Origin of the sequence: Opitutus sp., from assembly GCA_024998815.1 — a bacterium.
Taxonomy (GTDB): Bacteria; Verrucomicrobiota; Verrucomicrobiia; order Opitutales; family Opitutaceae; genus Rariglobus.
On sequence record JACEUQ010000001.1, the window covers coordinates 141794 to 154372 of the forward strand.

Genomic DNA, 12579 nt, shown 5'->3' on the forward strand with positions numbered 1-12579 from the left:
AGCCCGGTGAAGGGCCCCTTTTTTAACTTTTGTGATTATCGAGCAAGGCTCGGCTCACTCGAACGGCAGCGCTTTATTGGCAGCAGGCGACGACCGAAACGGGCGGCAGGCTCCAGATGTCCTTGGCGTATTCGCGGATGGTGCGATCGCTGGAGAACTTACCGACGCGTGCGGTGTTAAGAATCGCCATCTTGGCCCAACGTGACTTGTCGCGGTAAGCCGCGTCCACGCGTTCGTGGGCTTGGACGTAGGTGCGATAATCGGCGAGCACCTTGTAGGGATCGCCACCATCGAGCAGGCTGTGGTGGAGCGAACCGAACGCATGGCTCTCGCCGGGCGTGAAGTACTCGGAGCCGAGCCAATCGATGACCGCGCGCAATTCCTCGTCGTCCCCGTAGTAGTTCCACGGGTTATAACCCTTGGCGTCGAGCGCCTCCACATCAGGCACCTTCAAGCCGAAGATGAAGATGTTGTCTTCGCCCACCTCTTCGCCGATTTCAACATTGGCGCCGTCAAGGGTGCCGATGGTGAGCGCGCCGTTGAGGGCGAGCTTCATGTTACCCGTACCGGACGCCTCTTTGCCAGCAGTCGAAATCTGCTCGGAAAGGTCTGCGGCAGGGATGATGCGCTCAGCCAGGGAAACCCGGTAGTTGGGCAGGAAAACCACCTTGAGTTTGTCCTTGATACGCACGTCACGATTGATGCGGTCGCCGATAACGTTGATCGCACGGATGATGTTCTTGGCGAGGTCGTAGCCGGGGGCTGCTTTTGCGCCAAAAATGAACACGCGGGGGACGATATCGAGGGACGGATTTTGCAACAAGCGGCGGTAAAGGGTGATGATGTGCAGCAGGTTGAGGTGCTGTCGTTTATATTCATGCAGGCGCTTGATCTGGACGTCGAAGAGCGCGTCCGGAGAGACGACCACACCGCACTGGTCGTGAATCACCGCGGCGAGGTCTTGTTTGTTGGCGCGCTTGATCGCCATGAACTCCTTTTGGAAGTCGGCCTGGTCGGCGAACTTCTCCAATCCGCGTAGCACATCGAGGTCGCGGGCCCACACCAAGGGCGAGCCGAGTTTCTCGGTGATCAGCCCGGAGAGGCGGGGGTTGCAATCGAGCAGCCAGCGGCGCGGGGTGATGCCGTTGGTCTTGTTCTGGAACTTGCCCGGATAGAGCGCATCGAAATCAGGGAAGAGGTCCTTTTTGAGCAACTCGGTGTGCAGGGCTGCAACGCCGTTGACCGCGTGCGAGCCGACGACGGCGAGGTTCGCCATGCGGAAGGATTTGGCACCACCTTCTTCAACCAGCGAGAGAATGGCCTTCTTCGAGTTATCGCCGGGCCACTTGGCCTCGACCTTTTCCATGAGACGACGGTTGATCTCGAAGATGATTTGCGTGTGCCGGGGCAGCACGCGGGTGAAAAGAGGCACGCCCCAACGCTCCAGCGCCTCAGGGAGCAGCGTGTGGTTGGTGTAGCCGAAGGTTTTGACCACAATTTCCCATGCGTTTTCCCACGTGAAGTTATTCTCGTCGATGAGGATGCGTAGCAGTTCGGGCACCGCGACCGCAGGGTGCGTGTCGTTGAGCTGCACGGCGACTTTGGCGTCGAAGTTAGCCCAGGAGTTGCCGGGGAGGCGGAAGTGACGGCGGATGATGTCGCGAAGCGAGCACGAGACAAAGAAGTACTGCTGAACGAGGCGCAGCTCCTTGCCGTTTTCGGTCTTGTCATTCGGGTAAAGGACCTTCGAGACGGTTTCGCCGATGGCCTTTTCGCGCACGGCATCGACATAACCGCCGCTGTTGAAGGCGACCAAATCGAACTCCTCGGTCGAACGCGATGCCCACAAGCGGAGCAGGTTGACCGTTGCCGTGCCGTAGCCGGCGATCGGAATGTCGTACGGGACGCCCAAAATAGTTTTCGTATCGACCCAGCGGGGACGGGAGTTGCCGTGGTCGTCAAACACGTGCTCGACCCGGCCGTAAATCTTAACCTCGGTGGTGTATTCAGCGCGTACCACTTCCCACGGGGTACCGAACATCATCCAGTTGTCGGGATGCTCGACTTGGTGGCCATTGACGAACTCCTGCTTGAACAGGCCGAATTCATAATGGATGCCGTAGCCGATGGCGGGCAGGTCCAAGGTGGCGAGCGAGTCTAGGAAGCATGCAGCCAAGCGGCCAAGGCCACCGTTGCCTAGACCCATGTCCACTTCGCTCTCGCGAACTGACTCCCAGTCAACGCCGAGGTCTTTGAGTGAAGCGCGGGCTTCGTCGTAAAGGCCGGTGTTGTAGAGATTGTTCTCAAAGAGGCGGCCCATCAGGTACTCGAGCGAGAAATAATAAAGACGGCGCGCGTTGTGTTTGTTGTGTTCGCCTTGGGTGCGGATGAGGCGGGCGAGAATGTGTTCGCGAACGGCCAGGGAGGTGGCGATCCACCAATCGCGCGGAGTGGCCGTGGTGTGATCGCGCGCTAGGGTGAAATTCAGGTTGCGAACGATCGCTTGGCTCAAGGATGAAACCGGTGTGTCGGCGACTCGACTCGAGGGGGGCGATGAGGCCCCGTTCGCCGTAGCGATGGGAGCGGTTGAGGAGGCAGCCGTGGACTTGGTTTTTTTAGGAGCGGGCATGCTTAAATTTTTTTGAAGCTAACTACTAGAATCGTGCCAGTTTGCTCGTGGCGGTGTGGCAACGAACGTTGTGGGTGAATTTTTACGTAACTCGAACCTTAAAAAACGCTGCGACCGCTTTTTTTAGCGCTGAAAACGGCGAGCTAAATCGCCTTGGCTTAATTCGATGTGCGTCGGCGTGCCGCCCGGACTGGTCAGCGGGGCGCGGCAGGCGAACAGTTGTCCGACCAGTGAGAGCATGGCGGCTTCGCTGACGGTTTCGCCAAGCCGGACCGCGCGGGCTGCGGCAAGGCGGGCGAGTTGATCGCGCGCCACGTCGATTTGGCTCTCCTGCAGGCGGCCGTCGCGTAACGCACCGAGCAGCTCGCGCACAAAGGGCTCGGCGTCCCCCGGCGCCATCCACGCAGGCATTCCCTCGATGCGGAAAAAATTGCGGCCGAACTCAACGACCTCGAAGCCGTGGCCGTTGAGAAACTCCAAGCGGTCCAGCAGTAGCGCGCTGGCAATGGGGTCGAGTTCCATCGGTACCGGCAGCAGCAGCCGTTGACTGGGCACCGAGCCGTCGCGGAACTGCGCCTGCAGGCGCTCGAACCAAATGCGTTCGTGCGCCGCCCGGCGGTCGAGCAAAACCAAACCCGCGCGCGTCTCGAACAGGGCGTAGGTACCGTGGGCCACCCCTAAAAAGCGCCAACCGCCCACGGCCGTGGTCGTGGCGGGTGCCAGCGGCGCTGAGGGTTTGGGGCCCGCAGTCGCGCCGAGGCTCGGCCCGCTGCTAGCAGCAGGCGGGGTTGCGCGTGCAACCTCGGGCTGGGCGCGCAGCTGTGGCAAAGGGGCGCTGGGTTGCGGTGCGCTTGGGGCAACCGCCGCACGCGGCGGTTGCGGCAGCGCTATAAGCGGGGTGGCGAGTCGCTGAAGTCCCGACGGCAGCGGCTTTGCCTCGGTTGCTGCTGGCGGGCGAGTCGCGGCTTGCGGTGAATCCACCTCCACTGCCGCATTGAACGCCGGCCGCGAGGCAGAGTCAGCCCAATCGCGTAGTCGGGCCAGCACTGCGCGGATAATAAATCCCCGCACCTGCGTCTCCGAGCGGAAGCGTACTTCACGCTTCGACGGGTGTACGTTCACATCGACCGCGGCCGGATCGATTTCGAAAAAAACAAACGCCAGCGGGTAACGCCCCTTGGGCAACGATTCGTGGTAGCTCTCAATGAGAGCGTAGTTGATCGCCTTCGTATCCACGGGACGCTGATTGATGAAGGTGATCATCTCGTGGCGGGTCGAGCGGCCCGCTCCCGGGCGACCGATCAGGCCGCTCAAGCGCATGCCGTTTTCCGCAACGTCGATGGGCATGAGTTCTCCCGCCAATTGCCGGCCGAAAATCTCCGCCACTCGGCCCATCAAATCAACGCACTCCGGCGAGCGGAAAATCACCCGACCGTCCTCGATCAAGGTGAACGCCACCTTGGGAAACGCCAAGGCGTAGAGGCGCACGCCGGTGATGATGTGCGCCGCCTCGGTGGCGTCGGTTTTGAGGAATTTGCGCCGCGCGGGCACGGAGTTGAACAACTGCGCGACTTCGATTCGCGTGCCGACGGGGCGTCCGCAGTCGTGGACATGCACGAACTTGCCGCCGTTAACCAAAATCTCCGAGCCGACGTCGGCGGCGGCTTCGCGGGTCTGTAACGTGAAGCGGGATACGCTGGCGATCGAGGGCAAGGCTTCGCCGCGAAAGCCAAAACTCGCCAGGCGGTTCAGGTCGTCAGCCTCGTTGATCTTGCTCGTGGCATGGCGCTCAAGGGCGAGCAGGGCGTCGTCGCGCGACATGCCGTGGCCATTATCCTCGATTCGCATGAGCGAACGTCCGCCGTGGCGAAACTCGACTTCGACGCGGGTGGCACCGGCGTCGATGGCATTCTCGACGAGCTCCTTCACTACCGCTGCAGGGCGCTCAATCACCTCGCCCGCGGCGATCTGATTGGCGACGCGGTCGGAGAGGATGCGAACTTTGGCCATGGATTCGGGGGCAAAAAAAGGTAGGCGCCTGAAAACCGGCGCCTACCTTGATACTCAGCTCAAGAGCTTCTGCCAGCGGGTGAATTGTTTCTTCACCTGCGCCGGGCCGGGCATTCCGGTGCCGCGGCGTTTGGCCATGGCGCGCTGCAGATCAAACACCACGGCCCAATCGTCGCCGTAACCGGGGTGGATTTTCTTCACCTCGGCGGTGGGCAACTTGTCCAGCGGCAGCTTGAGGGTTTCGGCGAGTTTCACGACCGAGCCGACGGCGTGGTGCGCCTCACGGAAAGGCACTCCGCGATCGACCAAATAGTCGGCGAGATCGGTGGCGAGCAGTGCCGGATCGGCCACTGCCTCGGCGCAGCGCGGGCGGAAAACCGTTAGGCCGGCGATTGTACCGGCTAGCACGTCGGCGCAAAGCCCAGTCTGGTCAAAGCTGTCGAACACCGGCGGTTTATCCTCCTGCAGGTCGCGGTTGTAGGTGAGCGGAAGGCCTTTCGCGAGGGTGAGCAGCGTGTGGAGGTTACCCTGAAGGCGGGCCGATTTGCCGCGCAGCAGTTCGCACGAATCGGGGTTTTTCTTCTGCGGCATGAGCGAGGAGCCCGTGCAAAAGGTGTCCGGCAAATCGATGAACTTAAACTCCACGCTCGACCAGATGATGAGATCCTCGGCGATGCGCGACATGTGCACGCCGAAGAGTGCGCAGGCGTTGGCAAACTCGATGAACAGGTCGCGGTCGGCGACGGTGTCCATGGAGTTTTGGGTGACGCGCGGGCGGCCCTTGGCATCGACAAAGCCGAGCTGGGTGGCGGTGAACTCGCGATCAATCGGCAGGGTGGTGCCGGCGATGGCGCCCGACCCGAGCGGGCACCAGTTGGCGTGATCGGCCACGACGGCGAGGCGTTCGCGGTCGCGCTCCAGCATTTCCAAATAAGCAAACAGGTGGTGCGCCAAAAAGACGGGCTGGGCGCGCTGCAAGTGGGTGTAGCCGGGGATGAGTACATCGCCATCGCTCTGGGCCACCGAAAGGATGGCACGCTGGGCACCTAGGATTTTGTCGGAAAGGACTGCGCAGGCGTGTTTGAACCAGAGGCGCATGTCGGTGGCGACTTGGTCGTTGCGACTGCGGGCGGTGTGGAGTTTGGCGGCGGCCGGAACGCTTTGGGTGAGCGCCTGCTCGATGTTCATGTGAACGTCTTCGAGCTGGGTGCTCCAGGTGAATTTACCCGCGGCGATTTGCGCGAGAATGGCGTCGAGGCCGCGATGGATGGCGTCGCGCTCCTTGGCGGTGATGAGGCCGACGTGCGCCAGCATCGCCGAGTGGGCCTTGCTGCCTGCGATGTCGAACGGCGCGAGCCGGTGGTCAAACGAGACAGACTCGCTGAACTTGAGCATCAATTCCGCGGGGCCGGCGGTGAAACGCCCGCCCCAAGTCGCTTGAGATTTCTTCGCCATATATGAAAGCGCAAAGAACACGCACCAGCCCTTCCGTGCGCAATGCGAAATACAACTCGCGCCTACGCGACTCAGCGCCGATTCATAGCGGGAAGTTTAGCGAGGTAAGGGCGCGGAGCGCGCGACGGTCATGATTTTCTGACATGTGAGCGAGAAAGTCGGAGGTATAAAGGTGATGTTTTTGGGGGCGTTGGCCGCGCCAGTGTATGAAAAGGCTATTGGCCCAGCGGTTGAACATACCGTGGATAGAAACCGCGTTCGGGCGGCGTAATCGGCAGCGATCATCCTGGCGCGAGGCGTCGAGGCGGGCATGCAAAGCGGTTTCGATTCCCCAGTGCGCAAGGTTGACCTCCAGCCATTGGGCGGGAGTCAACTCGGCGGCGGGGCGACTGGTGGTCAGCGCCACGGTCTCGGTGGGCTTGCCGTGGCGTTTTCGGCAGGTTCTCGCGGCTTGCGCCACCAGGGGGAAGCAGGCGCTTTCCGCGCTCAACTCGCGCGCCACCAGGGTGCGCGTCACGGGGTGCTTCTTTTCCTGGGTGGTACGTTGCTCGGCAGCGGGATCTTTTAACGGGTCCAAAAAGGGGCGCCCGGATCGGGCACTTGCGCGGCTACGATTTTCTGCAGGCCGGGCTGATTGCCTTTGACGGTGAACAGGTAGTCGCCGCCGTGCTCCAGTACGATCGCCCGCGCGGTGTCCGCCTGGGTATGCAGGGCGTCAAGGCGCACGAGTTTGTCGACCAAATCGGCCTCTCGCACAGGGCGCGGGCGGCGGGGATCTCGTTGCTTTTTTCGGCGACGACCTCGCTGCCCAGATAGAACAGGCTCGGCGAGGTCACTGCGGTCACGACGTTTTGTCCGCCGCTGTGCTTGGGGACTTTGCCGTCGATGACCACGATCTCGCTGTCGGGGGGCTCGCCTCGCACCTGACGTTGGTGAGCGAGCAAAACCTCCTCGATAGGCGCGGCCTGCACACGGGCGAACAGCCGGCTAAAGGTGGGCTGGCTGGGTGCCCCGTATTTGCCGCGGCGGCGGATCACCCCGAGGGCTTGGCGTTGGCTGGAGGAGAGTCGGCGGGCGAAGGCGGCCAGGTCACGTTGGCCGCGTGGCGCTCCGGCCAGATAGGCCGCCGCCGTGATCGCCAGCAGCGCGTGCAAGGGATAGGCCCCGATGTAGGCGCGGTATTCAGGCACTTGCCGGAAGGCCTCCGCCAGGCTGATTAAATCGGGGACCTTCAGGGTACTTCGCACCGGAACTTTCGCCTCCACCGCAGCTAGCGAGGGTTTGATTTGCCCTGCCTGAAGAGCTCGCCGGGCCCGGGGCTCCAGCTCGCGCACAAACAGCCGCTTGGGCTTGGCGTGGTGCTCGTAGTAATCGCGCGACTTACGCGTGTTGCCCTTGGTCTGGCCCAACTCGGTCCACCCGGATGCCTTGTATACACTTCCCGTAAAACGCTCGGGGGCGACGAAGGTTTCGACCACAAGCACGGGATGCTGGTAACGCGCTTGCCAGTCGGCGCTGAGCCGGCCGAGCACCCGGCTCAATACCGCCGAGCCCAAGTTGGACACCGCCGGCTTGGGCAGCAGCAGAAAACGCACGTTGTTAACCACCAGCGCCAGTCGGCGTCGACGTTGTTCGCCGCTCCAGCCAATCCACGCCTCCCTCCCTCGCAGGTGCAACGCCGCCGCAGCAAACACCTGCACCGCCACCCAGGTGCCCTGCGCATCGCTCACCGCGTACAGCAGCCGCTCGCCCACCGGCCTTACTGCGCCCAGATAGTGATGCTCCTCAAGCAGCCCCTGCGCTCGGGCGTTTAACTCAGGGCTGTCTAGCACCTGCACCTGCAAGTGGCTGGAGTTTGGCCCCTGACTAGTCGAACGAAGATCAGCCGAATCCTTGAGCTCACGCTCAAGGCCACATGATTCGCGAACACACCCCTTGTGGCCTTGAGCGTGAGCTCAAGGTCTGGAGTTTGGCCGTTTAACCTGAATTCCGAAGTTCAAGCCAACCACAGATTACACAGATTGCACAGATACAATCCCTTAGGAGGTAAACGGACTCAGCTTGATCCCCTTTTTTTCATCCTGTCTTCAAATTCAGTAACACTCTGTTATCTGTGCTCATCTGTGAATTCCGTGGTTAAAACTTCGGCGTTCAGGTGTGCGACCATGAAACTAACAACCATAACAGTGAAAGTCTGTTCGGCCGAATTTAACGATTCGCGGTCGAAGGGCCCGGTCACGGATGCAGGCCGCGAGGCCTCGCCGGAAAGCACGACCGTGTGCCCGAACCAGTCAGCCGCAACGAAGGTGAACCCCATCCAATGAGCTCCGTTACCGAAACAACCGACGAGTCCAGCCGCTACCTGAACGGTGAAGCCTGCAAGGATCGGAAAAGGCAGTCTCGCAAAGACGTAGGACCTAAATCGTTGATTTCCGATCAACACGTCGGCGGAGTCAGCGGGGGCGGCGGGGTGGGAAAGGTCGTTAGGTTAAGTGGTGAGACCTGCGGCGGTGGGGCGTCTTGCGATGCCTCAACCACCGGCACAAGCGCGGCAAAACCTCGTAAGGCCGGACGGGCCGTGGCAGGAGTCGGAGACCTCCATAGTAGTGATGATCTAGCGGACATTAAAACCGCCGGGGAGCGAAGGGAGGGCACTTGTTCCCACGCATCACAGAGCGGCAAAGGACCCGACGATGGCTGGGGTGATGAACTCTGGATAAAAACGTCACCGAAGGTTCGGAAGCTGCAACGTGTGCTATATCGGAAAGCAAAAGCGGAGCCGCATTGGCGGTTCTATAGTTTGTATGGAGAGCTGTATCGGCAGGACATTCTGTCGGATGCGCTCGATCAGGTGATCGCCAATGACGGCGTGCCGGGAGTGGACGGGTTCGAGGTGGAAACGCTCGCAAAGAACGAAGCCTATCGGGCGGCATGGCTGCTTGCGCTGGCGGAGGAAATGCGAACGAAAACCTACCGACCCAGTCCGGTCCTGCGCGTCTATATATGGAAGGATCAGGCCAGGACCAAACGTCGTGCGCTGGGCATCCCTACGGTGAAAGACCGGGTGGTGCAAAGCGCGGCGGTGATCGTGTTGCAGCCAATCCTAGAGGCGGACTTCCATGACCATTCCTACGCCTACCGGCCGAAACGTCGGACCCATCAGGCGATGGATAAGGTCAAGGAAGCCATGCTGAGCGGAAAGGTGGAGGTGGTGGACGCGGATTTATCGAGCTACTTCGATATGATCCCGCACCGCGAACTCCTGCAATTGGTGGCCAAACGGGTGAGCGATGGGAGCGTGTTGCGTTTAATAAAAACGTGGCTGCGCGCACCCATCGTGGAAGAGGACCGGGACACGGGGTGCCGCAAGGTGAGCGCGAACCGGTGTGGCACGCCACAAGGCGGAGTTATATCGCCTCTGCTGGCGAACCTCTACCTCAACGACCTCGATCATGCGGTGAATGAGAAGTGCGAACAAAAGCCGACGATGGTGCGTTACGCCGACGACCTCCTGATCCTGTGCAAACCGGGTCAAGGGGCGGGGCTGCAAACGCGACTGAAACGGTGGCTGGAGGCACGTAAGTTAAAGCTCAACGAAGAGAAAACCCGACTGGTGGATACACGAAAGGAAGGCTTTGAGTTCCTCGGTTTTTCCGTCGCATGGCGGCAAGGCATGAAGAGCAAACGAAGGTATCCGCACGTGGAACCCAGTGCGAAAAGTCTGGCCAAGTTACGCGACAAAGTGCGGATGGAGCTAGATGTGCGAACGCGCAACCAACCGGCGGTGGCGGTGGTCCGCAAGGTCAACCAAATCACTCGCGGTTGGGCGACGGCGTTTCATTACGGCAACAGCACGCACGTGTTTAGTAACCAGCAGGTCTTTGTTCGTAACCGGCTACGCCGATGGCTGTGGCGAAAGTATAGCCGCACCCACGGACTCTTCGAGTTCTTCACCGACGACCGTTTGCATGGTCAATACAAACTATGGCACTGGCCGCTTACGGCGGCTTGGAAGCAATGAACTCCGCTGAAACCAAACCGAAAGAATGGGGACTCGGTAAGCCGTGTGCGGGAAAACCGCTTGCACGGTTTGACGAGGGGGAGGGTCGCGCTGACGGGTTACCGACGCGCGGCTCTCTCTACTCTACTTAACTCGTGCCAAGAACCATACAGGTGCTGCGCATCATGTATGGCGATCTGAGCTGATCACTCCGGAGAGTTTCGCAGACTTCGCAACAGCCACCCGCACGTCCACGAACGCATCGAAACCCATGCCGTTGCTACCTGCGGTACGCTTCTACCTTAGCTGGGGGGACGGATCTCAACTCGTTTTGGGGCCAAACTCCAGGCACCTGCACCTGCACCTGCAGGTGGCGCAGCGAAATCCCCTCCCCTTGGGGGGGGGGCGACGGGTTCGTTTCGGCGGGTATCATTTAGGCCAGCCAAAATGATTTCACGGGGCTTGTTCCGCTTACTCCGCTCCTTTGTTAGTATTCAGGTGTTTAGCTGTTCAATGAATCGGCGGTGGGATGACTGGGCGGACGGCTGCGTTGCTCCGACCCAGCGAGCGGGTGCCGACAAGCGTGTAGCCGAATTGGCGCAACGTGCCGCATCTAGAGCCTCCTCGAAAAGCCTTTCGCAACGGGCGTATTCCCGCCCCGGCCGGCCACTGGGGGCGCAAACAGCCCTGAACGGACTCGATTTACGTGTTCACGAAGGGGCGGCGGCCTAAAAACAGCCCCGGCCCCATCACTAAGGTCGCTTTTCCAACGGCGAAGTCCACGGCGGTTCGCTCCGGGGCTTTTACACCGAACTAATTGAACCGATTTGGGTTAGCCGCGACGAGCGAAGCGACTCAGGCCGCCAAGGGCAGCGGCTTTTCCTGAGACCTTCTGGCGCGCACCAAAATCATCCGGTCAAAGTTGTGCGCGAGGATCTTCAGGGTCAGTTCGCTGCGCACCGCCGCCAACCCGCGACGACCCGGCCGGCCGAACCCGTGGTTGAACTTGAGCGTAAACATCAGCGACTCGATCGCGCTGCGCTCGGCGCGAAGCGTGATATAATCCTGGTGGTTCCACAGTTCCTCGCCGAGCAAGGCGCGCCCCTTGGCGCCGGAGATGCTCACCTTGGCCACCTTCAGCTCGTATGCCTGCGCCAGCCCTTCGGCGCTGGAGTAGCCGTCGTCGACGTTCGCGCTCGCCGGCACCAGGCCCGTGTTGGCGATATTCTGGATCAGCAGGGGCACCAGTTGCTTGCAATCAGCCACGTTGCCCGCGTCGAGAATCAGCGCGGTGACAAAACCGCCGCGGCTGCGGGCCAATTGCGGCTTGTAGCCAATCACCGGTTCCCGCCCGCCTTTTTCAATAAAAGCAGCACTGCGATCGGCCAGGCTGAGGACCCTTTCCCTCGACTTGGTCTTCACCCCATCATGCACCCGCGCAATGCTTTGCTGGATCGTCGTAATCACCGCGACCACGTCCCCGTGGATGCAGTCCAGTAGGTCTTCCGCGATCCGGCGCTTGGAGGGCCGCAGCTTGGCCAGTTTAACATTTGCTTCGGCCTCTGCGGCTTCTACTTGGGTGAGCAACTTGCCGCCCAACTTGCAGGCGATTTGGTAAAACTGGTCGTAGAGCAGCCGGAGTTTTTGGGCTCGGCGGGGACCACCACCCAGCAGGGCGATGGCGCGGGCGCTCTTTCGCAACTCCTCCAGCCAGTGGTCTTTGAAGCCATCCTGCAGCGAGTTAAGCCCGACCTGGTCGAGCTTGCCGCCCATGCGGTAGGCTCGCTCAAAGAGGCGGTAAATGATACCGGAGTCTGTTGGCCAGCAACTGGATGCCTTGATCGCCGTGCTGTCCAGGGTGATATCGGTAAACGAATCGAGCCCTTCGGCCAAAATATCGGCCAATTGGGCCCGGTGGATCAGGGCGAGAGTACTCTCACTCAGGCGATTTATCAGGGGGCCAACGGTATTAGGTGCAGGCAGCGTGTACCCCAAATCATCGAGCAAGGTGCGCAACGATGCCGATTCAAGCAGCACCATCCGGGGGCAGGCACTGTATTGCGACCCCAAGTAACCGGTGGCCATGGCCGTGATAAAAACCACAACAGCGGGGGTGCGCGGACGCCCTGCGGCGAGGAACTCGGCTTGCGTTTTTTCCGCCGTGCCTGACGCCGGCACGGCGAACAACGCCTCGGTCTGCGCCAGTTCGAACTCCCGGTCCTTCCGCCGTTCGCGCTTTTCCGCCATGGCGTGGGCGTCGAGATCGGCGGTCATGGCCACTTCGATTTCGGGGTGGGACCGCCAAAAGCGCTGTAATTGCAGTAAGAAATCACCAAAATCACTGCGCGCCGGGGTTGAAAAGAAGTCGCCGGAGGGATAAACGATCGATTCGTTACTTGATAATTTAACGCCGCTACTTATTTTGTTTCCTGTTTTCATGCAGTATAATACGGCACTTTTACAGTAAACTTAAATCACATAAGTT

The 12579-nt window shown here is 60.8% G+C and carries 7 protein-coding genes; 1 reads left to right on the plus strand and 6 read right to left on the minus strand.

The genetic code is table 11. From position 1 onward, the window contains the following. Positions 1-73 precede the first annotated feature (73 nt). The 5 genes from H2170_00570 to H2170_00590 all read right to left on the minus strand — a co-directional run bounded on the left by H2170_00570 (position 74) and on the right by H2170_00590 (position 7932). The gene (locus H2170_00570) at positions 74-2629 is read right to left on the minus strand and encodes a glycogen/starch/alpha-glucan phosphorylase (protein MCS6298584.1); all 2556 of its coding nucleotides are present in this window, start codon (positions 2627-2629) and stop codon (positions 74-76) included. 123 nt (positions 2630-2752) lie between these two features. Next, positions 2753-4639 (minus strand): DNA mismatch repair endonuclease MutL, encoded by a 1887-nt coding sequence (gene mutL / locus H2170_00575; GenBank protein MCS6298585.1) that lies wholly within the window; start codon positions 4637-4639, stop codon positions 2753-2755. Positions 4640-4693: 54 nt separating this feature from the next. After that, positions 4694-6094: an argininosuccinate lyase gene (argH, locus tag H2170_00580; GenBank protein MCS6298586.1), complete on the minus strand. Its 1401-nt coding sequence runs from the start codon at positions 6092-6094 to the stop codon at positions 4694-4696. Positions 6095-6176: 82 nt separating this feature from the next. After that, positions 6177-6671, minus strand: a complete 495-nt coding sequence (locus H2170_00585) for a hypothetical protein (protein ID MCS6298587.1) — start codon at positions 6669-6671, stop codon at positions 6177-6179. A 31-nt stretch (positions 6672-6702) separates the two neighbouring features. Beyond that, positions 6703-7932: a DUF4338 domain-containing protein gene (locus H2170_00590; protein ID MCS6298588.1), complete on the minus strand. Its 1230-nt coding sequence runs from the start codon at positions 7930-7932 to the stop codon at positions 6703-6705. A 482-nt stretch (positions 7933-8414) separates the two neighbouring features. Here H2170_00590 and ltrA point away from each other — a divergent pair, with 482 nt between their 5' ends. Next, a complete protein-coding gene (ltrA, locus tag H2170_00595) occupies positions 8415-10115 on the plus strand; it encodes a group II intron reverse transcriptase/maturase (GenBank protein MCS6298589.1) in 1701 nt (566 codons plus the stop codon). An 834-nt stretch (positions 10116-10949) separates the two neighbouring features. Here ltrA and H2170_00600 read toward each other — a convergent pair. Continuing rightward, positions 10950-12533: a transposase gene (locus H2170_00600; protein MCS6298590.1), complete on the minus strand. Its 1584-nt coding sequence runs from the start codon at positions 12531-12533 to the stop codon at positions 10950-10952. Between the last annotated feature and the right edge of the window lie 46 nt (positions 12534-12579).